The organism is Sphingopyxis sp. SE2 (assembly GCF_032227185.1).
Classification (GTDB): Bacteria; Pseudomonadota; Alphaproteobacteria; order Sphingomonadales; family Sphingomonadaceae; genus Sphingopyxis.
Genome location: NZ_JAPMXW010000009.1, coordinates 165,313 through 189,521 on the forward strand (window position 1 = coordinate 165,313; position 24,209 = coordinate 189,521).

Here is a 24,209-nt window from a genome sequence, read left to right on the forward strand (position 1 = left end):
GTTCGCAGCACGCTTTTGAAATGAACGGAACGAGGAAGTCTTACCGTTCGCCGAGGGTTAGGCTTTGGGCTTTGCCGCCGATGGATCAAACTCGTAGCGAAATTCATCCTCGGTCGACTTGCGCAGCCGCCAGCCCTCTTCAGGATCGAGCAAGTCGCTTAGAAGACCGCCGCCTGGCGGCCAATAGCCCGGCGGCCAAGCGGGAGACACTGGCTTTAGCAGGGCGTCCCAGATCAGCGTGACCATCGTGTAAGGTGCAGTGGCGGACTCGTCCGAGCTGGTGACGATCCCGATCATCTTGCCGTCGGCATCGAGCACCGGGCCACCGCTCATCGCACCGACGGTGGCGAGCGCCGCCGCGAAACAAGGTCGGGGCGCCATCACGCGGTCGCGGCCTTGCGGCCAGACTTCCAGTATCGCGCCCGAGCTGAGCAGGAAAGTCCCGGCTACGTCGGGAAGCACCTGAATTTCGGGTTCAAGTGCTTGCCGGGCGTTGCGCGGACGGAAGCCGACTGCCGTCACCCGGTCGCCGACCCGCGGCAGCTTCGCGCTGAGCAAGAAATGCGCCACGTCGACCGGCGAGCGGGGTTCGCAGGCATGGGCGAGGGTCAGCACTGCGAGGTCGCCGTCGAGGCTGTACGTGATCTTCAACACCTGCCAAGCAGCGAGCCCAGTCGCGCTCACGCCGAAGGCATAGAGCGCGGCGTCGACCGCCTCGAACAGCCCGTCGCCGTCATGCTCCGCGATGACATGCGCTGCGGCGATGGCGATGCCCGGGGCGACCAACGCTGCTGAGCCATAGATCGCGCATTGCCCGTCGCCAAAAGCAGCGAGAGTAAGGATGCTGCCCTCCAGGCCATCCATATTCTCGATGAAGTAAAGTCCGTCGTCCGCGAAGGGCGTAAGCCCGACCGGCTTTATATGAAGCTCTTGGTGCAGCAGGGGCTCGCGCTGCGCCGCGGCGATTACGACCGACGCAGATTCCATCACGGGATGCCCACCGCCCGCGGCGTCATAGATCGTTCGATCGGTCATTGCGTCCCGAGACTATCGGCGTCCGCTGCGTCTAGATCCTCGAACTCGCTGAAAATCTCGAAAATCCCGCGATTCCGTCGCGGGTGCGTCGCCAGGAGCTCGGCAGTATCCGCCACGCGCTTGTCGAGGAGGAAGCGCCCATGCTGCCCACGAATCTCGTAGAAGCGCACCGGACGATCCCGGCCTTCCAGAGCCCGGATAACAGCGAACATGACCGCCGAAGAACAGCGCATGCCGAAGATGACCTCTTCGAGCTCAAGCGGCGAATGCTGCTCGCCGCGTGGACCCAGCAGCCTCCATTCGCGTTCGTAGGCCCAAGGGCGGGCCTTCCTGAGGAGGACCGCTTCATCGACTCCGCGCCGAGCCGCACTGTCGCCGGCGAGCATTGCCGAGACCGCGCTGGCCTGGACGAGGCGCGAGCCGCCATACTTCATCTTGTGGATGTCGATGGTAGCATCGGCCGGCACCGAATAACCGAAGCAAATGCCGTGGTGCTGGTCGCCATAATGGCTCCACATCAACGGGCAGTTGACGCGCTCGGCGAGGGAGAAGACCCCACGGTCGTATCGCCGCAGCAGCTCCTCTTGCACGTATTGGCCAAGCAAGAACTGCTCCGGATCGGCCACCTCGTATTCCGGATTGGTGGCGTTATAACGAATATCAGCGAGCAGGCGTTCGGCGGCCTTGCGGCTTTGGCGCGCGATATGATCGAGCGTCTTTGGGCCGTTGTAGCGGATCGTCTTTGCCGCCGCCGCCATCTCGGCCGTTGTCCGTTCCTCAATCATCTGCGCCAGAACGGGTTCAAGCGCCGCGCTCGGCAGATCGGTGTCGAGCGTGGGCTTCGTGTCGAGCGGATCATTGAAGGTCGTCGGGTCGGCAAAATAGACCGTGTCGTTGACGAGCATGCCCAGCGTCAGATTGCTGAAGCTGCGATATTTGTAGAGCCGCTTCGGCGGAACGCGTTCGCTCATGTCACCCCCTCACTCCGGCCGTACTCAGCCCCCCCGTTGGTATCCGCCTGCGTCAGCGGTCGTCCGGCGGAAAGACAGGCGACGCGATCGCCCGCGCGTCCGTCTCGACCATGACCTCCTGAAGAAACGTCGTCTTAGGCACATAGCGGACACACGGCAGGTTGGACTCATCGTAAATTTCGAGCTTCACAAGAAAGTCGCCGCCGAAGTCGATGTAGACCGGACAGGTGGCTTCCAGCCACGTCCGCCGCGGGCGGACCCAGTCGTATTGGTGGTGGCCGCAATAGACCTCCTCGACATCAGCCTGGATGTCGCGAAGGCTGAAAATCCGCCCGAAACTCAGTGTCGCCTTTGTTACCGTCCGTTCGGGATAGTCACGCTGCGTCTCGGAAAGCCGGAAGAACAGCCCACCGGCCGCGCCTTGCATCGGCCGGGTGGCCTTCGCCCACACGATGTCCTGGGCGATCTCCGAACTCGGATGGGGCAGTCGATGATAGACTTCGAAGTTGCCGCGAAAACCTCGCCCGTCGATCACCCACACCAGGTTCTTGTAGAAGGCCTCGCGCGAAATACGCTCGGCGTCGGTCATCGCCGAATGTTGCACCTCAATGTAGATCCCCGTCGCGGTCATGATGTCGGCTCGGTGAATCTCGCCGCCGGGCGCGGTGTGGGAAATCTCCCGGCAGGCCTCGGGGAAGAGATTTTTCCATTCACGGTGCCACTCGGTTTCATTCTCCCACCACGGGTCGCAATTCCGCCGGCCGGCATGCGCCCAATGATGGAGGATGCGCGGCCCGCACTTGGCGATCATCGCCGCCCCGCAGGTCGGGCACTGCCCACGCCCGCCGGGGAAGGCTTCGAGCCGCTCTGAACCGACGAGTGCGAGTTGCATGATCTTGCTCCACCAGCTGCGGACCCCTCGGTTGTATCCGGATCAGCGATTGCATCGGATAGCGGGATCGGGGAGGCCGCGGCAACGCGGGCGGGAGAGATGCCCGTTGGTGATCGTAGGCGAGCCGCCTAGGCTCGGTTGCACCTTTGCCGTGCGGTCCTGACCCCGATCCGCTACGCACGTAGCGAATGGGAAGGGAGAAACGTGGCGCTGGCGCAAATCGGACAGGGAGATGAGGGCTGGTACGTCCGGGACGTGGGCCCCGGCCAAGGGCGGCAGCTATGGCGGTTTGTCGATGCGACCGCAATGCGCGCGGGCGTCACCAACCCCGAAGGGGGCGCGGGCACCTATTATGCTGCGGATCCGGGCGAGACGATCTGGGCGTGCCTGCGGCGCTCAACGCCCTGGCTCGACGGACTGGATGGTTCCGGCCCCTTTCAGCGGATGGTCCGTCGGCCTGGGGAATTTCACCCCCGTGTCGCACGCCCGCTCGCGTTGAGGGAGAAGGAAACGCTCTGGTTCCCCGACGATGCAAAGGAGCAGCGCTATATCACCAGCGCGCAGAACCAACTCGGATCCTTGATTGATGATCTAAGAGCGATCTGTCGCGTCGTGCAGCCCGCAGCCAGCACCCTGTCGGTTTATGGGCATGAAATCCGCAACCTCTTGATCCTGGCGGCGACCGAGGTCGAGATGCACTGGCGCGGCATTCTGACGGCCAACGGATCGACTGCAAAATTCAACACGAATGAATTCGTGAAGCTCGCCGCCCCTCTCGGTCTGCGGGATTACGCCGTTCACTTCCATCCTTGTCCAGACATTGCCCCGATCAGGCCCTTCGACGGCTGGGACGTCCTCGATCCAACAAATTCTCTCCCTTGGTTTGCGGCCTATCATGGCGTCAAGCACAACCGCGAACATGAGTTCGATCAGGCGAACCTGGCCAATGGATTTATGGCGGTCGCAGCTTGCGCGGTCATGATGGTCGCGCAGTTCGGGCAGGATGCGTTGACACGTGAACTTAAAGGTTTCCTGTCGGTCCAGCCGCCCGCCTGGCCAATCGAAGAGATGTATCTGATGCCCGAGGCGGAGGGCGACTGGTCTCCAATTCCCCTGCAACTCTCGGTGAAGCTGTGACCGGTAAATTCTCACCGTTCGTCGTCAAGGCGCTGGTCGACACCATCACGGGCGGGGCCGGCAACGACAATGCGCCCGCCATCGGAATCTATCGTTCTGGCCCCAAGATCGAGCAATTCTTCCTCGACTGCGGGCTGGACATGCGCATCGGCGTTGGCTCGCGCGTTCCAGCGACGACGGATTTTCTGCGCAAGACTGCAAACCATTACGACGGGAATGGCGATGCCCTTATCGCCCGGATCATCGAGCGGGTTTGTGATCCTCGTGATTACCTGGCGGAACCTGACAAAGCGATCGCCGTGCGCGAGCATCTCAACAAGGCGCTGGCTCCCGACGGCTTGGCCGTCGTCATCGTCGGCGGGAAAGCGCTTCTGACAGAACGCCGAGGGTCGGGCACGATCGTCGAGCCGTTCATCCAGAAAGTCGCGACCTTGGATTTCGACACCGTTCAGATGGAGATCGCCCGTGCTCTTCCCAATCTGGAAGATGATCCGGAGGATGCGGTGACGGCCGCGTGCTCGCTGATCGAAGCGCTTTGTCGCTCGATCCTCGTCGAGCTCAAATTGCCGCTTCCCGCCAAGAAGGACATCGATGGCCTTATCCGTGCGGTGCAGGAGCCGCTTGGGCTGTCGCCTGGTCGGTCAGACCTTCCGTCCGAGGTTGAAGCCGACGTTCGGCAAACCCTCAGCGGTTTGACATCCGTGGCCAAAGGCATCGGCGCACTGCGGACGCATGGTGGAGACGCCCACGGACGCGAGAAAGGCTTCCGCCGCATCGACGCGCGGATCGCCCGCCTTGCCCTCAACGCCGCAAGTTCGCTCGCCTTGTTCCTGATTGAGAGCTGGGAACGCAAGGAGCATCGGTCCCTGCCACAGCATGCTGGCGAGCCTTGATGCCTGAACAACCCTCCGCCACGTCCGAGCTCGAAGCGCTGCGCCCAGCGCGTAAGGATCGGGTGATCGACCTCGTGCGCGCCGCGGGTCTCGATGTGTCGGACTGGTCGAATAGCAGCCGGGGCGAGGCCGGGGCGGCCACCAATCCCAAATATTGCTACGAATGGGTCTTCGTCGAAGCCGGCAACGCCATTGTTCTCAACCTCTGGCACGTCCTACTGGCGGAAGACGCCGAAGGCCGCATCGTCCATCGCGGCAATTTTCGGGAGGATGCCGAGATCCAGTATGCGCGGGGTCGCGGCAACCCCTGGGGTCTGCGCGCCACACGTCTCGACGCGGCGCTCCAGGCCGCCCTTCGGGACGATCTTGCGGTCCGCGTCATCCTCAACGCCGGGGTTCGCCGGGATCGCGACGATCCCGATGCTGAAGCCTCAAAGGTGGAGCTGCGAACCCTCGACCCGGAGCCGTGGTCGATCGGCGCCTATGACGCGGCGACCGGCAAGCATCTGCTTATACGCGGCGCGGCGCCGCCGGCCTTCGTCGATCAATTCTCGATCGATTCGGATCCCGGCGGCGCGTCGGTGCGGAGCGAGCAGACCGGGTCCGTTTTCGTCCGTAATCCCAAGGTCCGCGAGGCGGTGCTCAAGCGCTCCTGCGGTCGCTGCGAGCACTGCGATGAACCTGGCTTTCGTCGAGCAGACGGCGCCATCTATCTTGAGACGCATCACATCGTGCCGCTGCACGAGGGCGGCCCAGACCTCATCGGCAATGTCATTGCACTGTGCCCGAACGATCATCGCGAAGCACACTATGGCGAGGCGGCCGCCGCGCTCCGCCTCCGCTTCATCGCCATTGTTGCTGTGGCCTGACCAGCGCGGGAATGCCTCATCAATTCCCGTTCCGAACTGTCGTTCGGATGAAACTGGAATCTCAAGTGTTGCTTGGTATCTGCCGTGCCTGGGATTCGCTGCGAGCGATCGCCTCGCCCCAATATTGGTTGCACCGTACGTTATCGGAAGTCGCGCGGTTTGATCTTGATGCCTTCTGTCGGCTGCCCTGGAACGATACCAGACCCAAGGGGGAGATCCGGAATGAAGATATCCCGCGGTGACCTGCCAAGCGGCGACGCGCCGAGGTCGCGTGGGTCCGGGCGCATCGGGCTTTTGACTACATCGGCACGACTGACGCGGTAGACTTCGGAAACGTCGACACGATGGCCGACGCTGGCGAGAAGGGGCGACAGGTCATCGAGGCGCTGGGCAATGAGGTGAATGACCTCGCCCTCACGCTGGACCTGCCCTCGCACGCCCATCATCGAGGCGCCGAGCACCGTGCGACGGTTCTTTTCGAACACATTGGTCCAAACGACGAGGTTGGCGACATTCGTCTCGTCCTCCAGCGTGATGAACATGACACCCTTCGCCGACCCGGGTTTTTGACGCACCAGCACGATGCCGGCCAGCTCGATCCAGCGTCCGTCCTTGACGGTCTGGAGCTGCTCGCAGGTGATCATCTTTCGCGCCTTCAGCTCATCGCGAAGGAACGCAAGCGGGTGCGCACGCAGTGACAGCCCGGACGCGCGGTAATCCTCCACGACCTCGGCTCCCTCGCCCATTGGTGCCAACAGCACGGTCGGTTCGATTGCCTCCTGCCGAAGCTTGCCATCGCGCTCGTCAGCAGCTGCGAACAGGGGCAGGGCGGCGTTGCCGAGCCCTTTCACGTCCCACAAGCCCGAACGACGGCTGAGCGCCAGTGAACCGAACCCATCCGCCTCGCCGATGCGATCAAGCGCCCCACGACCAACGCGGGCCCGGCGCTGGATTTCTTCAACGTTGGAATAGAGCTGTTTTCCGCGTGCCGTGACGATGGCCGCGCCGTCCGCATTGGCCAGATCGCGCACCATACGGAGGCCAAGCCGCACGGCCTTGTAACGACCGGCTGCCTCCTCGAGCGTGCAATCCCATCGGCTGTGGTTCACGTCGATCGGCCGGATCTCGACGCCATGCTGGCGCGCATCGCGCACGATCTGCGCCGGTGCGTAGAAGCCCATCGGCTGCGCATTGAGTAGCGCTGCGCAAAACGCGTCGGGATGATGGCACTTCACCCAGGACGAGGCATAGGCGATCAGCGCGAAGCTGGCGGCGTGGCTTTCAGGGAAGCCGTAGGACCCAAATCCCTCGATCTGCTTGAACGTCTTCTCGGCGAACTCACGGTCGTAGCCCCTCGCAACCATGCCATCGATCAGCTTGTCGCGGAAATGCGACACGCCGCCTGTCAGCTTGAAAGTGGCCATCGCTCGCCGAAGTAGGTCGGCCTCGCTCGCCGTGAAGCCGGCGCACTCGATGGCTACCCGCATGGCTTGTTCCTGGAACAGCGGCACACCGAGCGTCTTCTCCAGGACCCGTCGCAGTTCCTCGGTCGGATAGGTCACCGCCTCCTCGCCGTTGCGGCGACGCCGATAGGGGTGAACCATATCCCCCTGAATCGGCCCGGGCCGCACGATCGCGACCTGGATGACCAGGTCGTAGAATGTCTTCGGCGCCATCAGCGGGATCGACGCCATCTGCGCCCTGGATTCGATTTGGAAGACGCCAAGAGTGTCCGCCTTGCGAATCATCGCATAGGTCGCGGGGTCTTCCGCCGGGATCGTGGCGAGGTCGTGTTTGATCCCTTTGTCATTCTCCAGAAACTCGAACGCCCTGCGCATGCAGCTCAACATGCCAAGCGCCAACACATCGACCTTCATGAAGCCTAAAAGATCGATGTCATCTTTGTCCCACTCGATCACCTGGCGGTCTTCCATTGCCGCAGGCTCGATCGGAACAAGCTCGTCCAGCCGGTCGCGCGTCAGGACAAAGCCGCCAGGGTGTTGCGAAAGATGGCGCGGGGTGTTGATGAGCTGCCGCGCCAGTTCCAGCGTCAGCATCAGCCGCTTGTCGCTAAGATCCATGTTGAGCTCGGCCGCATGCTTTTCCTCGACGCCTTCCCGGCTCCACCCCCACACCGCACCGGATAGCCCTGCGGTCATGTCTTCTGAAAGCCCCAGTGCCTTGCCTACCTCGCGGACCGCACCGCGCGCGCGGTATCGCGTCACCACCGCGGTCAGAGCGCTGCGGTCACGACCATAGGTTTCGTAGATCCACTGGATCACTTCCTCACGCCGCTCATGCTCAAAATCGACATCGATATCGGGCGGCTCCCTGCGCTCCGCGCTGACGAAGCGCTCAAACAGCAGCTCGGAGCGCACGGGGTCGATCGAGGTGATGCCGAGGACGTAGCAAACGGCGCTGTTGGCGGCCGAGCCGCGCCCCTGACACAGGATTTCGCGCCGGCGCGCCTCCATCACGATCGAGTGCACGGTCAGGAAGTAAGGCGCATAATCGAGATCCGCGATCAGTCGCAGCTCATGCTCGAGCTGCGACCGCACCTTGGCATCCAGGCCTTCAGGATAGCGCTCGGGGGCCTTCTCCCACGTCAGCCGCGCAAGCTCCTCTTGCGGCGTGCGACCCGGGACCTGGATTTCGTCCGGATACTGGTATTTGAGCTCCTCAAGGCTGAACGTGCATCGGGCCGCCAACTCCACCGTACGGGCGACCGGGCTCACATCCTTCAGATAGCGTCGGAAAAGGCGCTCCATCTCCGCTGCTGTTTTCAAATGGCGGTCGGCAAAGCGCTCACGGCGCTCGCCCAGATCATCGACCGTGCATTTCTCGCGGATACAGGTGACGACATCCTGCAGAAGTCTGCGGTCGGGTGCATGATAGAGGACGTCGTTGGTAGCGATCGTCGGCACCCGCGCTGCGGCAGCCATGGCGGCAAGATCGCGAAGCCGGATCGCGTCGCGTGGGCGCCGGCGGATCGACAGTGCCGCATAGCAGCGATTTCCAAAGATGCGGCGCATGCGAGCAAGCGCGGTCTCGGTCGTGGCATCGGCGCCATCGGGTACGAGGAGCGCGATCAAGCCATCGTGCCATTCTTCGAGGTCCGACCAGTCCAGATGACAGGCGCCTTTGCCTGCGCGTCCCTTGCCGACGCTCAAGAGTCTGCACATGCGACCATAGGCCGCCTTATCGGTGGGATAGACGAGCAGTGCCGTGCCGTCAGTGAGATCCAATCGACAGCCCACTATCGAACGCACGCCGGTCGTCTTTTCCGCGTCCCAGGCACGTACAATCCCTGCAACCGAATGCCGATCGACAATGCCAAGGGCCGGCAGCCCAAGGAGCGCGGCTGCGGCAAAAAGCTCCTCTGGACTGGAGGCTCCGCGCAGAAAGCTGAAATGGGTCGTGACCTGCAGCTCCACGTAGCCGCTAGCGGCGGTCACGCGAACGCTCCATGGATGAACCAGCGCATCGGCCCTGTGACCGGATTCTCCCCGTCGCCTGCGCGAAAGAGCCAATAGCGGCCGCCGGTTTCGGTCTCGACCTGATAATAGTCGCGCACCGTATAGGGCTGCTCGCCTTCAACGCCGTGATCGCGCCACCACTCGCCATATAGGCGCTCGGGTCCATCGCCTTGGGTAACGCGGTATCGCCTTCGCCGCCAGATGAACAAGCGAGGTGCCTCGTCGGGGAGCAGGGCAACCACATCGATCGGTTCCGGCCGATCCAGCATGCGCGCCGGTCGAGGCAGGTCGCCTGCCCAAGCTATGCCGCTGGAACTGGCCAACGCCGCGAACCGCGCCACGGAGCGTTCAGGCATTGCGCTTGGCTGAGGCCCCGCGCGGTGAAGGTGCCTCTGGCCGAAGCGATTAGCGAGCGCATCGACCAGCGCGGCAATGTCCGGACCCTTGCGACCGGAACCTGCCAGGCCGTCGCTTTGCGAAGCGCTCATCGCTTCGGCAAGCGGCGTCACGAGCGTCATTGCTTCTATGCCCAGCCCTGGTTCGATCGTCTCAATCTTCGCGCACAGCAGCTTGGTCAGATGCGCGTGATCGCGCGACGGAGCGGCCGTTCCGACCCGAATTGCCTGCCGGTGCCCATCGACGCGAGCGAAATGACAATCGAGCCGACGAGCTCCTTTGCCCAACGCGGTCAACTGGACCACGATGTCGGCGACTAGATCGCCGATCACCCTTGCGAATGCCTCTGGCGTGGCGATCGGCTCCATCAGGCCACGGCGGGCCCGAGGCAGATGGTCCGGGAAGATCGGATCGATAGGCTCGGGTATCTGGCCCAGCGCCTGATCGAGCCGACGATAGAGTTGGCGTCCGAAGCGCTTGGCGAGGGGCGCCCGCGGCGCACCAACGAGTTGTTCAATCCGCTCGAACCCGAGCTTTCGGAGGCCTTCCACGTCTCGCGCATCCAGGCGCAGCGCAGCGATCGGTAGCAGCGCCATCGCTTTGCGGTGGTCGCCGGGAGCAATTGTCACGGGGCGGCCAGCGGGAACCTGGCGGGCCACCGCATGCGCACATCCCGCCGTGTCCGCGACCGCCAGCTGCAACGAGAGACCAAAACCAGCGACCCGCCCGTGCAGATCCTTCAGAAGCGCCTGCTCGGACCCGAAAAGGGGGGCGCAACCCGTAATGTCCAGCCAGATGCCATCTGGCACATCGGGCGCAACGACGGGGCTGTACCGCTGCCCGGCCCAAAGCGCGAGACGCCGCAACCCTTGAAGGTCGGCTTCCGGCTCCGCGTCGATGACCAGAAGCTCTGGCGCGAAACTGCGTGCCTTGGTGATAGTCATACCTGGTACGATCCCGAGTGTCCGTGCTTGCCCGTCAACGGACGCCACCACCCGTCTCCCATGGTCCGGGATCGCCGTGACCATCGGTGCAGGTGCCGCGTCAGGCCGCGAACTGGCGTTCTTCCTGCGCAGCCGGTCGGTCGACCAGTGCGGCAGGAAGAGCGATACGACCCGTCGCATCGCAGCCCTCCACAATCCAGCTGTGCGGATTTCCGCCGCGCACGCGTTCCAGCTCAACCCGCCAGCGTGGTCGCCCGAGGCTCGGAATACCAAGGTCCTCACTGGGGTGAGCTGTCACGCGCCAGCGCGTCACCGCAGCCGTTCCCTCTACGGCCTGCTCAACCCTCGAGGCGCGTCGGAAGACGAAGGCGGCTACGCCCGAACCCTCTGCCGCGAGCTGCAGGCGTTTGGAGGCAGTCGTCGAATATTTCGCGACTTCGCCAACCACCCCGGCAAGGCCTGGTTGGCGCAAACATTCCTCCATCGCGAGGAGCACGTTGGTGTCGCTGCCGGCCTCGACATGGATCACCCGGTCCGGATGCAGTCCAGCCAGGTGAAGGGCAGGGGCAAAGAGGTCACGCCAGCGCAGACACCAGAAGACCGGACCCTCGACACGCGCTAGAATGCCCGCAAGGAACACCGTTGCGCTAGCCTCGTCGGCCAGATCGGTACTGCCGGCGATCTCATGCAGCGCGCCTGTGGCTATGCCACCGCCTGGCAGGCGACAATCAATGCTCTCAATCCCGAACGGAATGGCGTCGTGTCGCCCATCAGCGCACTCGATCTGCGCGATGCGCGCACGTAGATCATCAAGGACGGCTGACTCGCGCATAGCATCACAGAGACTCGGAAGGCGGTTGATTCGTTCCCTCTTTGTTCTGATGAGGGCGCGCCAGAGTCAAGCGCGATGGAGATCGCCTCTCGCGCCGTCGCCGCAACGACCGGCAAAAAGGGACACATCTCCGACGCGAAAAAATTGGTGGAGGTCTCTTGGATAGCGGCCGACGTTGGAATCCGGCAGATTGCTCCGATGAACGATCTCAATGGCAAGTCTATCGCGGAGATGCTCGCGCTCCATGCCGCAATCAACGAGGAACTACGATCGCGCAACGTCTTGCGGTCTGCCAACAATCCGACCGGAGACCTGGCCGAATATCTCTTTTGCGCAGCTTTCGGTTGGGAGCAGGAGGCCAATTCGAAGAAGGGCTTCGACGCGGCGGACTCGGACGGCGTCCGCTATCAGATCAAGGGCCGGCGGCTGCACAGGCGCAACAAGTCGCGTCAGATGTCGGCGATCCGGTCGACGGACGGTTTCGATATATTGGTCGGCGTTCTCTTCAACGACGACTTCTGCGTCATTCGCGCGGCGCTGATCCCTGCAAGCGTGGTGTTCGAGCGAACGAGCTTCGTCGATTATACGAAGAGCCATAAATTCTACCTTCGCGATGATGTGTGGGATGCACCAGGCGTCAGCGACGTTACCGAGCGCCTCCGGGCCGTCGAGCAGGCCTAGATACCAACTGCGGCTGACCTGCGGTGGCCGCGCGAGCGGCCAAGCGGGCAAGAAGTGTCACAGCAGAAAAAACTGACGAAAGACGCACGAACGGGATTCACATTGCCGCAAGCGATGCTAAGATTCATCTTATGTTCCACCAAGCCGACCTTTTCGATGCCGTTGAAGTCGGTCAGGGAGCGCCTGCCAAGCCCCTGAATTTGCCGGCGCTGATCGAACGGATCGCGGATTTCTCGCCACGACCGCGCTATGCGTTCATGGTCCTCAACCTGATTGCCAAAGCCGCCGGGGGGAACAGCGGTTCAGCGGGCCCCTATGTCGATACCGAAGACGAGGTTCGCGTACCGCTCCGCGACTGGTTGTGCGATTCACTGGTTCCGATGGCAAAGCGTGATGCCCGTCGCCTGATCATCGTCGAAGAGGTCAAAGCTTCGCTTGCTGCGCAGGATGCCTTGCCAGACGACGCCGAGCAGGCCGCAAGGGCGATCGACAATGAGGTCCGTGAACGGGTCCGGCGCTCAGGCCGGTGCAACGTCAGCCGCGCCGTTTCTGATCTCGTGCGCGCCGGTCTGGTCCGACGACACTACCAGGGCTACCGCGTGGACCACCACAATCGTGGCGCTCAGCGCGAGGCGGTGTACACCATCACCGAAGCAGCGGCTCGGGCCCTTTGGTCTCAAAAAGCCTCATAACCACGCCGGGACCATAGATCATTTCACCATTCTGCGACTTTCAACGGTTTGTTGAAAAGCATGTTTCAGTGAAATAATTTGCAATTTCAGCCGAATCATGATTTCAACGGTTCGGTGAAAGACGCAATGGACACCGAACGACGGGCGGCAGAAGCGCTCAAGGCCTTCCTGGGCTCGATCCCCCAATTTGCCCTTGGCCAGATGACGATGATCGGCAAGCCAGGCGAGGCTGATCGCGGCGTAGACATCGTCGCGGAAACCGAGTTCGCCGGCCGACCGCTCAAGATCGTGGTCGAGGTCAAAGGCAACGGGCAACCCCGGATAGCGCACCAAGTGGCCTACCAGCTCAAACGCTATCTCGATCAGACCGGCCAAGAGGGGGTGCCGATGTTCATCGCGCCCTATTTATCCGAACAGGCGCAGGCGGCATGTCGCGAGGAAGACATCGCCTACCTCGATTTTCAGGGCAACGCGCGCCTCGTTGTCGATACCATCTTCATCGAGCGCAAGGTCGAGGGGAAACCCGATCCCGAACGACGTTCCCTGCGCACCCTGTTCAAGCCAAAGTCGACCCGGATCTTGCGCGTACTGCTGAACGAGCCGCATCGGCCCTGGCGCGTGACCGAGCTTGCTGAAGAAGCCAAGGTCAGCCTCGGGTTGGTCAGCACGATCGGCACCGCCCTGCGCGAACGCGAATGGGCCGATCAGACCGAACAGGGGCTGCGGCTCGTCGATCCTTCCGGTCTGCTGGACGAATGGGCCCGCAACTATGAGCCGCCCAGAGGGGAGGAGGTCCGCCTCTATACCCACCTCCATGGCAAAGCCCTGACGGAGCGCCTGCGTGATTTAGCGACCGAGCAGGGAAGGGTGGCGCTGGCCTCGTTCAGCGCGGCCGATTGGTACGCGCCCTTCGTTCGCCAAGGCACCAGCTATTTCTACGCTGACGAGAAGGGCCTTGGCGCCTTGCAAACAATCTTAAATCTGACTGCACCCGCAAAGGGTGCGAACATTGTCGTGCGCGTCCCCGATGAAGATGGCGTGCTCGACGACGCGCGGGCCGTCGCACCGGGGGTCATCGCGACGAGCCCGGTTCAAACCTATCTCGATCTCATGGCGGGCGGCGAGCGCGGCGTCGAAGGGGCAGAACATCTGAAGGACAAGCTTTTGCGGTGGCCTTCATGAACGACGAACCGCAATCGGCCACAGATTATGACGACCGCACCAGCGCCGCTGTGAAGTCGGTGCTCGTTGAGATCGGCCAGACGCTGGGCAGCTTTCGTGGGAAGTTCGCGGTTATCGGCGGCGCCGTGCCTTGGCTGCTGCTCGAGGACAGCGAGATGCGCCACGTCGGCACCCTCGACATCGATCTCAGTCTCGACGCGCAGGCCTTGGCCGCCGGCGAGGAGTATGTCGCTCTCGTCGATGCCCTCCACGAACAGGGGTACGCACCCCGCGACACGCTCAAATATTTCCAGATGGTCCGGACGGTCCAGCCGAAGGACGATGGACCGCCGATTGATGTGATCGTCGATTTCCTGCGGCCCTATGACGCCGTGCTGGAAAAGAACCGGCCGCCGCTCACCACCGAATTCGCGACCCAGCGTGCGTCGGGCGCGGAGCTTGCCATTCACTTCCACGAGCTCGTCGCGATCGAAGGCGATATGCCCAAGGGCGGGACCAACAAGGTGATGATCGCTGTCGCCTCGATTCCGGCGCTTCTCGCCATGAAAGGCTTCGCGCTCGACGGACGGTACAAGCAGAAAGACGCCTACGACGTCTATTACTCGATCCGGAATTATCCCGGCGGGATCGATGCGCTTGCGGACGATTGCCGCCCGCTGTTGGAGCATCAGAGTGGCCGGGACGGCTTCGCGCATGTCGTGGCGAAATTCGACGATCCGGACGGCTACGGGCCGACGTGCGTGCGCAATTTCGTCGAAGGCTCCGATATCCTGGACGGCCGAACGCCGGACGAGTGGCAGCAGGATGCCTTTGGTCAGGTCGATGCCTGGGCCCGTGCGATGGGATTGCGATGACACACCGATCTGCGAAGCCACAATGAAGCTCATTCACACAGCGGACTGGCAGCTCGGAAAGCCGTATGGCCGGTTTGAGCCGGAGGTACGCGCCGCGCTGTCCGAGGCACGCTTCGACGCCATTGATGCAATTGGCAAGGAGGCAGCTCTCCACGGCGCGGCTCACGTTCTGGTCGCCGGCGACGTCTTCGACACCGAGGGACCAGAAGACCGCACGATCGTTCAGGCGATCTCTCGAATGGAGCGCCATGCATGCCGGTGGTGGCTCTTGCCCGGCAATCACGACTTTGCGCGCAATGGTGGCCTCTGGGACCGCGTGCGTCACCGCGCTGGTAACGGCATTACCGTCTTGGCAGAAGCGCAGCCTCACGAGATCGAGCCGGGAATCTGGCTCCTGCCGGCGCCCCTTACGCATCGCCACAATCTCGATGATCCTACCGAGCTCTTCGACAGCATGGAGACACCCGGCAGTCGCATTCGCATTGGCCTCGCGCACGGATCGATCCGTGACTTCGGCACCCAAGGCGAAACCAAGAACCAGATCGCGCCCGACCGGGCCCGTCGCTCCTCGCTCGATTATCTTGCGCTTGGAGACTGGCACGGGACGCTCAATATCGACGCGCGCACCTGGTACGCCGGCACACCCGAAACTGATCGCTTCCAGCGCGACGAGCCCGGCCACGTGCTGCTCGTCGATATAGCCGAAGGCGGCGACCCGTCGGTCACCCCGATCCGCACGGGGCGTTTCCAGTGGATCAGGCGAAGCTGGACGGTGAACGACCAAGCCGGTTTCGATGCCGAGTGCGATCAATTGCTGGGATCCATTGATCCCCCGTCCACCCTCCTCGAACTGTCGCTGGCCGGAATCACCAGCCTTACGGATCGGGTCGGGATGCTGGGCAGGCTGGAAAATGATGTCGGGCACCGGGTCCGTTATCTCGACGTTCGGTCTGACGACCTTGTCGGCCGCCCGAGCGAAGACGACCTCGCAAGCCTTTCGGTAGAGGGCATGCTCGGCGTCGCGGCGGCGAAGCTGTCCGCCTCGATCGAAACGGGCGGTGCCGACGCTTTGATCGCGAAGCGTGCCCTGGAGCGCCTCTTCGTCGAATATAGCCGGGAGGACAGGGCATGAGCCTGTACCTGCGTCGTATCGCCGTCGATGGCTTCCGCAAGTTTCGGGAGCCAATGGCGATCGAGGGGCTGACCGACGGTCTCAATATCGTCATCGAACCCAACGAAACCGGTAAGTCGACATTGCTTGAGGCGCTTCGCGCGGCGTTTTTCGTTCGCCACGGCACGAAGAACCAGCTTGCCCAATCGTTCGCGCCTTATGGCGAAGCTGTCGGACCGGAGATTCAGGTTTCGTTCGACGCCGATGGCGCGCCATGGACGGTGACCAAGCGCTTCCTGCGTGGCGCGTCGATCGAGGTCACCGGTCCACAGGGCAAGGCACAGGGCGAAGAAGCGGAAGCCCGCCTGCACACGCTGCTGGGGTCAGTACGCGATACCAGCCAGAAGGGCGATGCCGGCACATACGGCGCGCTCGGACTTCTTTGGGTCGCACAAGCTGAGGCGCTCGCGGTCACCGGGCCAGGACAGATCGTGCGGGACACGGTCCGCTCGACGCTTGAAGCGGAAGTCGGCTCAATCATGGGCGGCCCCGCCTACACGCGCGTCCGATCCAGGATCGACGAGCAATATGGGCGGTACTGGTCCCCCACCGGACAAAAACGCGGGCGACAGAATGAAGCACGCGAGCGTGTCGAGCAGGCGGAAGCGGCCGCGCGCGACGCCGCTGAACGTCTGGCTGGGCTTGAAAGGACGTTCGCCGAGCTCGAAATTGCGCGGGCCCGGCTCAAGGTCGTTCACCGCGAGATCGCGGACGACACAGATGTGCAAACGCGGAAGGATCTCGCCGCCTCTCTCGAGACAGCTCGCGCGGCCGCCCAAATCCTCGCAACGCGGCGGGCCGAGCATGAGGCCATCAGCGCGAAGGCCCGTAGCTTGGAAGACCTTGTCGATCGTCATCGCAAGGCGACGGACGATCGGAACAGCGCCGAACTCGCGCTGGCCGATGCGCGCATACGCCGCGCCGAAATTCTCGATGGCTTGGCAACGGCGAAGCAACGTCTTGCCGAGACACGCAGCGCACTGGAGGCTGCGCGCACGGCCCGCCAGGAGGCTCGCCGTGCTCTCAGCACGGGCGAGGACGTTTTGCGCGCCTCGCGTCGCCGTAGTGCCGTAGACGCGGCACACGCGCGTCATACCGAACTCATCGACCTTGAGCGGCTTCAGGGAGAGGCTGCGGCTCTTGCCACGACGATCATTTCCACCAAAGCCATGGAAGCGCTTGAGACAAACGAGCGGCTCGTAGCTGAAGCGCGCGCGTTGCGGGCCGCAGGCGCCACGCGGATTGCCCTGGTGGGCGATGCAGCCGGCGTATCGATAGATGGCGAGCCGATGGCGCTCGGCGAACGCGCTCTTACAGGCGAGACTCGCGTTCGGTTCGGGAGTGCCGAGCTGGTCATCACGCCGCCGGCAGGCGCGGCGAGCGCCGAAGGAGCTTTGGCTTCAGCGCTGGAGCGCCAGAGGTCCGCTCTGTTAGAGTTGGAAGTTGAGAGCCTGTCGGCAGCACGCGCACGGAACGACGCCGCGCGCGACGCCGCGAGTGAGCTGCGCACTATCGCTGCGCGCATTGCGGCTGTCACCGCTTCGGATGACATTATCGAGCTCGCTGCCGGTCCAGAGGCGCTAAAGCTCTTTGTCGTCGGACTGATCGACGAGACAGCCATCGTGGAAGCCGATATTCCGGATATCGCTTTGCTTACCGCAAACTTGGAAGCGGCTGATACGACTCTTGCACGGGCCGAAGGTGCCCAGGAGAGCGCTGTCGAAGCCCTGCGCCGTGTTGAACAAGAGGACGCGCCGCTGGCCAGCGCGGAAGCGGGTGCTGCCAGCACTCTCACCAACGCCGGCACCCAGATCGAGACGATTGAAAGCCGTCCTGAATTCCCGACGCTCGCGGTGGACCTGGCTCGTGCCCGTGAGCAGACCGCCGAGGCAGCTGTGAAGCTGGAGGAGGCCGCGCGCGACGCTACGGCGCACGACCCTGCGGTGATCACGCGGAAGATCGAGACAATCGATGCGCGGACAAAGGCGGCGGGGGAGGCACGCACCAAGCTCGAGATGGACGAGGCGCGACTGGAGGGGACGATTGAGAGTGAGGGCGGCAAAGGTCTCGCCGATCGGGAGGCGGGTGCTCGCGAAGAGGCGGAGGCGGCACGCGCGGCTCTGCAGCGGATCACCGAGGAGGCCGATACGCTCAAACTGCTGCGCGATACGCTTGACGAAGCGCGCGATGAGACCTCAGCCAATTTCGTCGGACCGGTCGCAAAGCGCGCAAAGCGGCACATCGAGCGTCTTTTGCCGGGCTGCGACCTCAGTTTTTCAGAGGATCTCACCCTCGAAGCTGTGGTGCGCGGCGGGATCAGCGAAGGGTGCAGCGATCTGTCGCGCGGCACACAGGAGCAGCTAGCGGTACTGACGCGGATCGCGTTTGCAGATATGCTTCTCGACCAGGGGCGGCCGGTATCGTTGATCCTGGACGATCCACTCGTCTATGCCGACGATGCCCGGCTCGATCTGATGGTCGAAATACTGAGCGAGGTGGCCGAGCGGATGCAGGTCATTGTGCTGACCTGCCGCGATCGGACGTTCCGCCATGTCGCTGCTAATAGGATCAGCCTTTCTTCCGCCATGCTGAATGACCGCCTCAATGCGCCTGCTGCTTGAACTCTCCTTGACCGGTTGGGACCAGCAGCCCACGCTCAACATAGGAGGATGAATGCTGTGGCGCGGACTGCCGAATATTCGATCAAAGGTTACGTCTATCAGTTTCTCCGATATCTTTCGGAGATCCTCGAAGCGACTGACGGCTCTACTATAACGATCGAGGGAGCGATCGAGGACATCGACGTCACGACACCGGACCTAACGACGGCCGTGCAGTGCAAATATCACGAGCAGGCTGAGAAGTTCACATTGGGAAAGGTCTACAAGCCAATCCTGCTGATGCTGGAGCATTTCTCTCATCATAGCGCCCCTCCGAAGGTTCATTACAGACTGTTTTGCTATTTTCCTGGTTCGTCCGGTTCACAATCATTAACGCGCACAGAGCTGGAGACAGTACTCGCCACCAATTCCGTGCCACTCAAGGCGATAGTGGCACGCCTCGCGCACGGAGCGGATTTGGACCTGTTTCTGAGCCGGTTTTCGATCGAATTTGGGCCTACCTGCGAGGCGCTTCAGGACAGGGTCCTAGCTTCGCTGAACGCGAAGGGCTTCTCGTCCGAGGACGTCGACGCGATCGTATATCCGAACGCCTTCCAGCGCATAGTCGACCTAGCTACCCGGTCGACAGCTGCGGAGCGGACGGTTGAGCCATCGGCTTTCATCACGGCGCTGAACGATGTGCGGCAGGTCACCTTTACGCGCTGGACTCGCGAGCTTGCGACTCGTGCCAAAATTTTCCAGCGACTGCGCAAGGATCTGAAATTCTCGCTCGGTCAGAATTCACGAGGACGGTACTTCGTGATCGATCCGACGATGATCGCCAATTTTGACGGCGAGATAGTCAGATTTATCAAGAAGTTCAGCGAGCGCTATAGCTTCAAATATCTGCACGCCAACCCGCCGCTTTTCGCAATCACGGGAGAATATGACGTCGGCGCATTGCAGGCGCGACTGCACGACGTGGGCCTCCGATGTGCAAACGGCTTGGTGGGCGGCACCGAGTTTCGGCCCACTGAACTTTTCCGAAAGCCGATGCGACGGAAAAGCCCAGACGAACTCGAGTTCAGGGTGAGGTTGGCGAAGCGTTCGGTCGTGACCGAAACAGGCCCGAAGCGACCGGACGATCTGTTCCTAGTGAACATCGCGGACGACGACTGGGACCATCCAGACGTCAACGTTCACAAATTTGAGATCGAGCGCCTCTCCGACCTGGAATACGCGCTTCAGCTAAGGAACGATTATGCTTGAGCTTGGAGCCCCAATCGGCTGCGTGACCGACAGCTCGCCCTCGCTTATTCGGATTGAAATCAGCGGGGCGGAAGAATTCGAAAAGCACAAGTCGAAGCTTGGCGTAGGCCAATATCTCCTGATCGCCTCGGGAAATAGTCTCCACCTGCTGAGTACGATCACCGCGGTACGCGCGTCTCATACCGAGCGATCCCATGGCTCTAGCGACGCCGAGGTCGGCGGAGACGCTGAGGCAGTCGCCTTCCGATTTCAGGTCGATACGCAACCCATCGGCACCCTGTCCGACGAGAGCGAATTCACCCGAGGCTCGCATTCGTTGCCGGTGCCGACCGAATTTGCCTATGTCACTCCTCCGAAGGTGCTGAGCAGCATCTTCTCGCATCAAATCAAATCCCCATTCCCGCTGGGTACACTCAGCATCGCTCCTGAGGTTCGGTTCGACATCGATGGTGACCGGTTCTTTAGTAAGCATGTCGCCGTGGTCGGCTCGACTGGATCCGGCAAGTCATGCGCGGTCGCCAAGATACTTCAGACCGTGGTTGGGATCGAGTCCAAGGCGAACAGCCACAAAGCCGCGCAAAAGAACGCGCATATTGTGATCTTCGACATCCATGCCGAGTATGCTGCGGCGTTCCGGCTTGCCGACGAGGAAAGTTTCACACTCAACCTGCTCGACGTGGACACTCTCCGGCTGCCCTATTGGCTGATGAACGCCCAAGAGCTGGAAGAGATGTTCATCGAGAGCAACGAACTCAACTCGCACAACCAAGTTTCGCAATTCCGCCATGCCGTCGTGCGGAATAAGTGTCGGCATAACCCCGGCCTCTCAAACGTGTCGTTCGATAGCCCCGTCTATTTTTCTATCGATGAGGTGGTGACCTATCTGGAGAACATGAACTCGGAGGTGATCGGCAAGTTGCCCGACGAGGGAAAGCCGAAGCTGGCGGCTGGAACGCTCATCGCGGACCGAGACACGTATTATTTCGATGCAGTACAGAGCTTCGTGGTTTCGTCCACCGCTGCCGCGACGAAGGCGTCGAACGGTCCGTTCCACGGCGAATTCGATCGGCTCATCCTCCGGCTCCGTACCCGTCTCGCGGATCCGCGCCTTCGCTTCCTCTTCTATCCGCAGAAAGCCGATGGCAGCTCGTTATCGACCAGCGACTTTGCGGACGTGGTACGACAATTCACCGGCTACCTTACGAAATCGAACGTCTCCATTGTGGATCTCAGCGGAATCCCATTCGAGGTCCTCAGTATCGTCGTGAGTCTCATTTCCAGAATGATCTTCGACTTCGGATTCCATTATTCGAAAAGCCGCCACGTGGGCGGCCAAGTCAGCGACGTGCCAATCATGATCGTTTGCGAGGAGGCCCATAATTATGTGCCTCGATCCGGCGGTGCTCAATATGACTCTTCCAGGAAATCGATCGAACGCATCGCCAAAGAGGGCCGAAAATATGGGGTGACGCTGATGGTTGTGAGTCAGAGACCGTCAGAGGTCTCTGAGACAATTTTCTCGCAATGCAGCAACTTCATCGCGCTGCGGCTCACCAATTCGGTAGATCAAAGCTATATCAAATCGCTGCTGCCGGACCTGTCTGCCGGGATTGGCGACCTCCTTCCAAACCTCGGCCAGGGCGAGTTCCTCACGGTTGGAGACGCGCCCCTCATGCCAACGGTTGGGCGATTTGCATTGCCCGTGCCTGAGCCGCATTCGCGAAGCGTGAACTACCTTCAAGAGTGGAATGCGGGATGGCGGGAGGTCAATTTCGACGATGTCATCGAACGTTGGAGAGGTAAGATGCTTGCGGCATCATGATACGCTACCTGTCCACCGGGATGGTGCGCCTCTCGCCAGCGCGTTGGGTAGAATCATACTTTTGGAATGACGTTCATCGCTCATGACCGGACTGGGTCAGTTGCACCGCTCACGCTATGAAAAACCAACGGCTTTGTTGCATAAAGCGTGATGAGCGCAAACCTATGATTACTTGTGATTATTATGCGACACGGATGGTGTTGGGCATTCCGATTTGCGAGAAGCGATTGAGGATTGCGGCACGGACTTTGAGCTCGATCGTCTGGCGATCAAAAGTGCGCGCGGCGAGACGCTGACTGAGTAGCTTGAAACAGTGCATTTTGGTTTCGACGAGGCTGCGACGATGATAGCCACTCCACTTTTTCCAGATTGCCCTGCCGAGCTGTTTCATCGCGCGCAGGGTTTCATTGCGGGCATCGACGCCGGGTCCGTCTCTGGTCCAAGCCTTGCCGTTGCGGCGAACCGGGATGACCGGCTCAGCCCCGCGACCGGCAATGGCGGCGTGGCAATTCCTTGTATCATAGGCACCATCGCCACCAACACTGAGGATCGTCTCATCCTCGGGGATTTGCCCCAGCAGGTCAGGAAGGGTCTGGCCATCTCCATTGGCGTTGGTCGTCATCTCAAGCGCCCGAATATCCTGCGTTTCCGCGTCAATGCCGATATGCACCTTGCGCCACTGGCGGCGATAGGAAGCGCCGTGTTTCCTTGTTTTCCATTCGCCTTCACCCATCATCTTAATGCCCGTGCTGTCCACCAGCAGATGCAGACCGTCTGCACTTGGCCTCCCGCCCAGATCGACCGACAAACCCTTCTGGCGCCGACACAGCGTCGTGTAATCCGGTGCCGGCCAGTCCAGCCCCGCCAGCTTGAGCAGGCTCTGGGTCAGACCGGTCACTTGCCGCAACGGAAGTTGAAACAGCCCTTTCAAGGTCAGGCAAAACTCAATCGCCCGGTCCGAAAACCGCAGTGGCCGACCAGCCCGCCCGTCGCGCGGTGCAAACCAATCCATCCCAGGGTCAAACCAAACATCCAGCGAGCCTCGTCGCCGGAGCGCCGCATTATACTCGGGCCAATTGGTAGTGCGATACTTCGGCGGTGTCGGTCTGGGCATCCCGCCCATCTATGACAAACGATTCCTCAGGGGAATCCAGTATGTTCGTTATGCAACAAAGCCCCCACCTGGCAGGCGGTGGCACCCAACGCACCTGCGTTTCTGCTGCTGCATGTGCAGCGCCCGGACGGCATCGCGCAGGCGAAAGCGCTGGAGGCGGCGCTCGCGAAGGCAGGAACGCCAGTCGAGCGCCGGGATTTTCCAGGCACGGGCCTCAAGGGGCATATGGAGATCAACCGGTCGCTGGGCGACCCCGATTACCCCGAAACCGCCGTCGTGGACGCATGGTTAAAGGGCGTGTTCGCGCGGCGGTAGGGCGGGCGACCCTCGCGCTGCGCGAAGCAGTCAGAGAGGTTTGCGAGGCGAGCAAGGGGCCTGCGCCTCTTGAGGAACTGGTCGAATCGCTCCGGCTATTCGCCTTCGCGTGACCGGCCCGGTGTCACGAAGCTGCGTCGCCGGAGCCAAGGAACTCCTCAAGCTCTTCGCGGGACGGCATACTGGCCTGGGCGCCCAGCCGCGTAACGGACAGGGAGGCGGCGCGGGTCGCGGCATGGCACGCCTCGCCAAGGGCGCGTCCCTCCGCAAGCGCCACCGCCAGCGCGGCGTTGAAGCAATCGCCCGCAGCCGTGCTGTCGACCGCCCTGACCGCAGGCGCGGAAATTCTGAGCTCGACGCCGTCCTGCATCAACAGGCAACCCCGCTCACCGAGCTTCAGCACCACGTTCGGCACGCCGAGCTCCTGTATCTCGCGCGCGGTCGCGGTCGTGTCGCTGTCCGACGCGCGATCCGGGGAGCGGCCAGTCAGGTGCGCGGCCTCGACCTCATTGGGCGTGATGATATCGACGTTGGCGAGCAGTTCGGGCGGCAATGGCTGTTCCGGCGCGGGCGCGGGATCGAGGATCACGGTGGCGCCGTGAGACTTGGCGAGCCGGGCGGCGGCGATTATCGTCGGCAACGGCGTTTCGAGCTGCAGGAGCAAGATGGCCGCCCCGGCAAGGGCGGGTTCCGAAGCCTCTACCTGTGCCGCATCGAATTGCGCGTTCGCGCCCGGCACGACGACAATGCTGTTCTTTCCGTCCTGCGAAACGACGATGACCGCGATACCGCTGTGGCCCGGCGCGACGGCGATCCCCGACACGTCGCAGCCTGCCTCGCGAAGGCCGTTTACCAGCTGCGCGCCGAAATCGTCCGAGCCGACTTTTCCGATCATGCTCACATGTCCGCCCAGACGGGCTGCGGCGAACGCCTGATTTGCACCCTTTCCGCCAGCATTGGTGAGAAATTCGCTGCCGGTCAGCGTTTCTCCGACGACCGGAATCCTGGGCGCGACCGCGACGAGATCCATGTTGAGGCTGCCTGCCACGACGATCTTTCGCATG

The 24,209-nt window shown here is 62.3% G+C and carries 19 protein-coding genes and 1 pseudogene; 12 read left to right on the plus strand and 8 right to left on the minus strand.

All coding sequences use genetic code 11. The features are described 5' to 3' along the window. Nucleotides 1–57: 57 nt before the first annotated feature. Genes OVY29_RS23340 through OVY29_RS23350 form a run of 3 tightly spaced genes read right to left on the minus strand, consistent with a single transcriptional unit; the run spans nt 58 to nt 2,898 of the window. Nucleotides 58–1,035 (minus strand): serine protease, encoded by a 978-nt coding sequence (locus OVY29_RS23340; RefSeq protein WP_126849294.1) that lies wholly within the window; start codon nt 1,033–1,035, stop codon nt 58–60. Next, complete coding sequence (locus OVY29_RS23345) at nt 1,032–2,006, minus strand: DUF2971 domain-containing protein (protein ID WP_126849295.1); 975 nt, start codon at nt 2,004–2,006, stop codon at nt 1,032–1,034. Before OVY29_RS23345 ends, OVY29_RS23340 begins: the two co-directional genes overlap by 4 nt. 52 nt (nt 2,007–2,058) lie before the next feature. Further along, nucleotides 2,059–2,898, minus strand: a complete 840-nt coding sequence (locus OVY29_RS23350) for a competence protein CoiA (RefSeq protein WP_126849296.1) — start codon at nt 2,896–2,898, stop codon at nt 2,059–2,061. Nucleotides 2,899–3,102: 204 nt separating this feature from the next. On the opposite strand from OVY29_RS23350, the gene OVY29_RS23355 reads away from it, so the two are divergent. The 3 genes from OVY29_RS23355 (at nt 3,103) to OVY29_RS23365 (ending at nt 5,797) form a co-directional block, all read left to right on the plus strand. Next, a complete protein-coding gene (locus tag OVY29_RS23355) occupies nt 3,103–4,035 on the plus strand; it encodes a hypothetical protein (protein WP_126849297.1) in 933 nt (310 codons plus the stop codon). Then, nucleotides 4,032–4,928 (plus strand): abortive infection family protein, encoded by an 897-nt coding sequence (locus OVY29_RS23360; RefSeq protein ID WP_313912372.1) that lies wholly within the window; start codon nt 4,032–4,034, stop codon nt 4,926–4,928. Before OVY29_RS23355 ends, OVY29_RS23360 begins: the two co-directional genes overlap by 4 nt. Before the next feature lie 62 nt (nt 4,929–4,990). Beyond that, entirely contained in the window at nt 4,991–5,797 is an 807-nt protein-coding gene (locus OVY29_RS23365; RefSeq protein ID WP_260591669.1) for an HNH endonuclease signature motif containing protein, read from the plus strand. Between the two features lie 140 nt (nt 5,798–5,937). On the opposite strand, the gene OVY29_RS23370 is transcribed toward OVY29_RS23365, so the two are convergent. From OVY29_RS23370 to OVY29_RS23380, 3 genes are read right to left on the minus strand one after another with little or no spacing between them, the layout of a single operon-like run. Beyond that, the gene (locus tag OVY29_RS23370) at nt 5,938–9,252 is read right to left on the minus strand and encodes an error-prone DNA polymerase (RefSeq protein WP_209612854.1); all 3,315 of its coding nucleotides are present in this window, start codon (nt 9,250–9,252) and stop codon (nt 5,938–5,940) included. Next, nucleotides 9,249–10,793 carry a DUF6504 family protein gene (locus OVY29_RS23375; protein ID WP_126849301.1) on the minus strand — a complete coding sequence of 515 codons (1,545 nt, stop codon included), beginning with the start codon at nt 10,791–10,793 and terminating at the stop codon, nt 9,249–9,251. Before OVY29_RS23375 ends, OVY29_RS23370 begins: the two co-directional genes overlap by 4 nt. After that, nucleotides 10,714–11,445, minus strand: a complete 732-nt coding sequence (locus OVY29_RS23380) for an ImuA family protein (protein ID WP_126849302.1) — start codon at nt 11,443–11,445, stop codon at nt 10,714–10,716. Before OVY29_RS23380 ends, OVY29_RS23375 begins: the two co-directional genes overlap by 80 nt. A gap of 198 nt (nt 11,446–11,643) precedes the next feature. Here OVY29_RS23380 and OVY29_RS23385 point away from each other — a divergent pair, with 198 nt between their 5' ends. The 8 genes from OVY29_RS23385 to OVY29_RS23420 all read left to right on the plus strand — a co-directional run bounded on the left by OVY29_RS23385 (nt 11,644) and on the right by OVY29_RS23420 (nt 21,716). Further along, a complete protein-coding gene (locus OVY29_RS23385) occupies nt 11,644–12,126 on the plus strand; it encodes a hypothetical protein (protein ID WP_313912373.1) in 483 nt (160 codons plus the stop codon). 131 nt (nt 12,127–12,257) lie between these two features. Further along, nucleotides 12,258–12,818, plus strand: coding sequence for a hypothetical protein (locus OVY29_RS23390; protein ID WP_126849304.1), 561 nt, complete (start codon nt 12,258–12,260; stop codon nt 12,816–12,818). 78 nt (nt 12,819–12,896) lie between these two features. Next, entirely contained in the window at nt 12,897–14,000 is a 1,104-nt protein-coding gene (locus tag OVY29_RS23395; RefSeq protein WP_126849305.1) for a type IV toxin-antitoxin system AbiEi family antitoxin, read from the plus strand. After that, nucleotides 13,997–14,854, plus strand: a complete 858-nt coding sequence (locus tag OVY29_RS23400) for a nucleotidyl transferase AbiEii/AbiGii toxin family protein (RefSeq protein ID WP_126849306.1) — start codon at nt 13,997–13,999, stop codon at nt 14,852–14,854. The genes OVY29_RS23395 and OVY29_RS23400 overlap by 4 nt, the downstream gene beginning before the upstream one ends. 22 nt (nt 14,855–14,876) lie before the next feature. Then, the gene (locus tag OVY29_RS23405; protein ID WP_126849307.1) at nt 14,877–15,986 is read left to right on the plus strand and encodes an exonuclease SbcCD subunit D; all 1,110 of its coding nucleotides are present in this window, start codon (nt 14,877–14,879) and stop codon (nt 15,984–15,986) included. Then, nucleotides 15,983–18,646, plus strand: a complete 2,664-nt coding sequence (locus tag OVY29_RS23410) for a hypothetical protein (protein WP_313912374.1) — start codon at nt 15,983–15,985, stop codon at nt 18,644–18,646. The genes OVY29_RS23405 and OVY29_RS23410 overlap by 4 nt, the downstream gene beginning before the upstream one ends. A 57-nt stretch (nt 18,647–18,703) precedes the next feature. Next, nucleotides 18,704–19,894 carry a hypothetical protein gene (locus tag OVY29_RS23415; RefSeq protein ID WP_126849309.1) on the plus strand — a complete coding sequence of 397 codons (1,191 nt, stop codon included), beginning with the start codon at nt 18,704–18,706 and terminating at the stop codon, nt 19,892–19,894. Next, nucleotides 19,887–21,716 (plus strand): ATP-binding protein, encoded by a 1,830-nt coding sequence (locus tag OVY29_RS23420; protein ID WP_209612855.1) that lies wholly within the window; start codon nt 19,887–19,889, stop codon nt 21,714–21,716. The genes OVY29_RS23415 and OVY29_RS23420 overlap by 8 nt, the downstream gene beginning before the upstream one ends. A 181-nt stretch (nt 21,717–21,897) precedes the next feature. Here OVY29_RS23420 and OVY29_RS23425 read toward each other — a convergent pair whose 3' ends face one another. Further along, nucleotides 21,898–22,830, minus strand: a complete 933-nt coding sequence (locus OVY29_RS23425; protein WP_313912375.1) for an IS5 family transposase — start codon at nt 22,828–22,830, stop codon at nt 21,898–21,900. Nucleotides 22,831–22,890: 60 nt separating this feature from the next. Between OVY29_RS23425 and OVY29_RS23430 the strand changes: the two are divergent. Beyond that, nucleotides 22,891–23,145, plus strand: a pseudogene (locus OVY29_RS23430) (alpha/beta hydrolase); the annotation flags it as partial. Between the two features lie 124 nt (nt 23,146–23,269). On the opposite strand, the gene rbsK reads toward OVY29_RS23430, so the two are convergent. Beyond that, on the minus strand, nt 23,270–24,208 hold the full coding sequence (gene rbsK / locus OVY29_RS23435) for a ribokinase (RefSeq protein WP_313912376.1): 939 nt from the start codon (nt 24,206–24,208) through the stop codon (nt 23,270–23,272). Nucleotide 24,209: the final 1 nt, after the last annotated feature.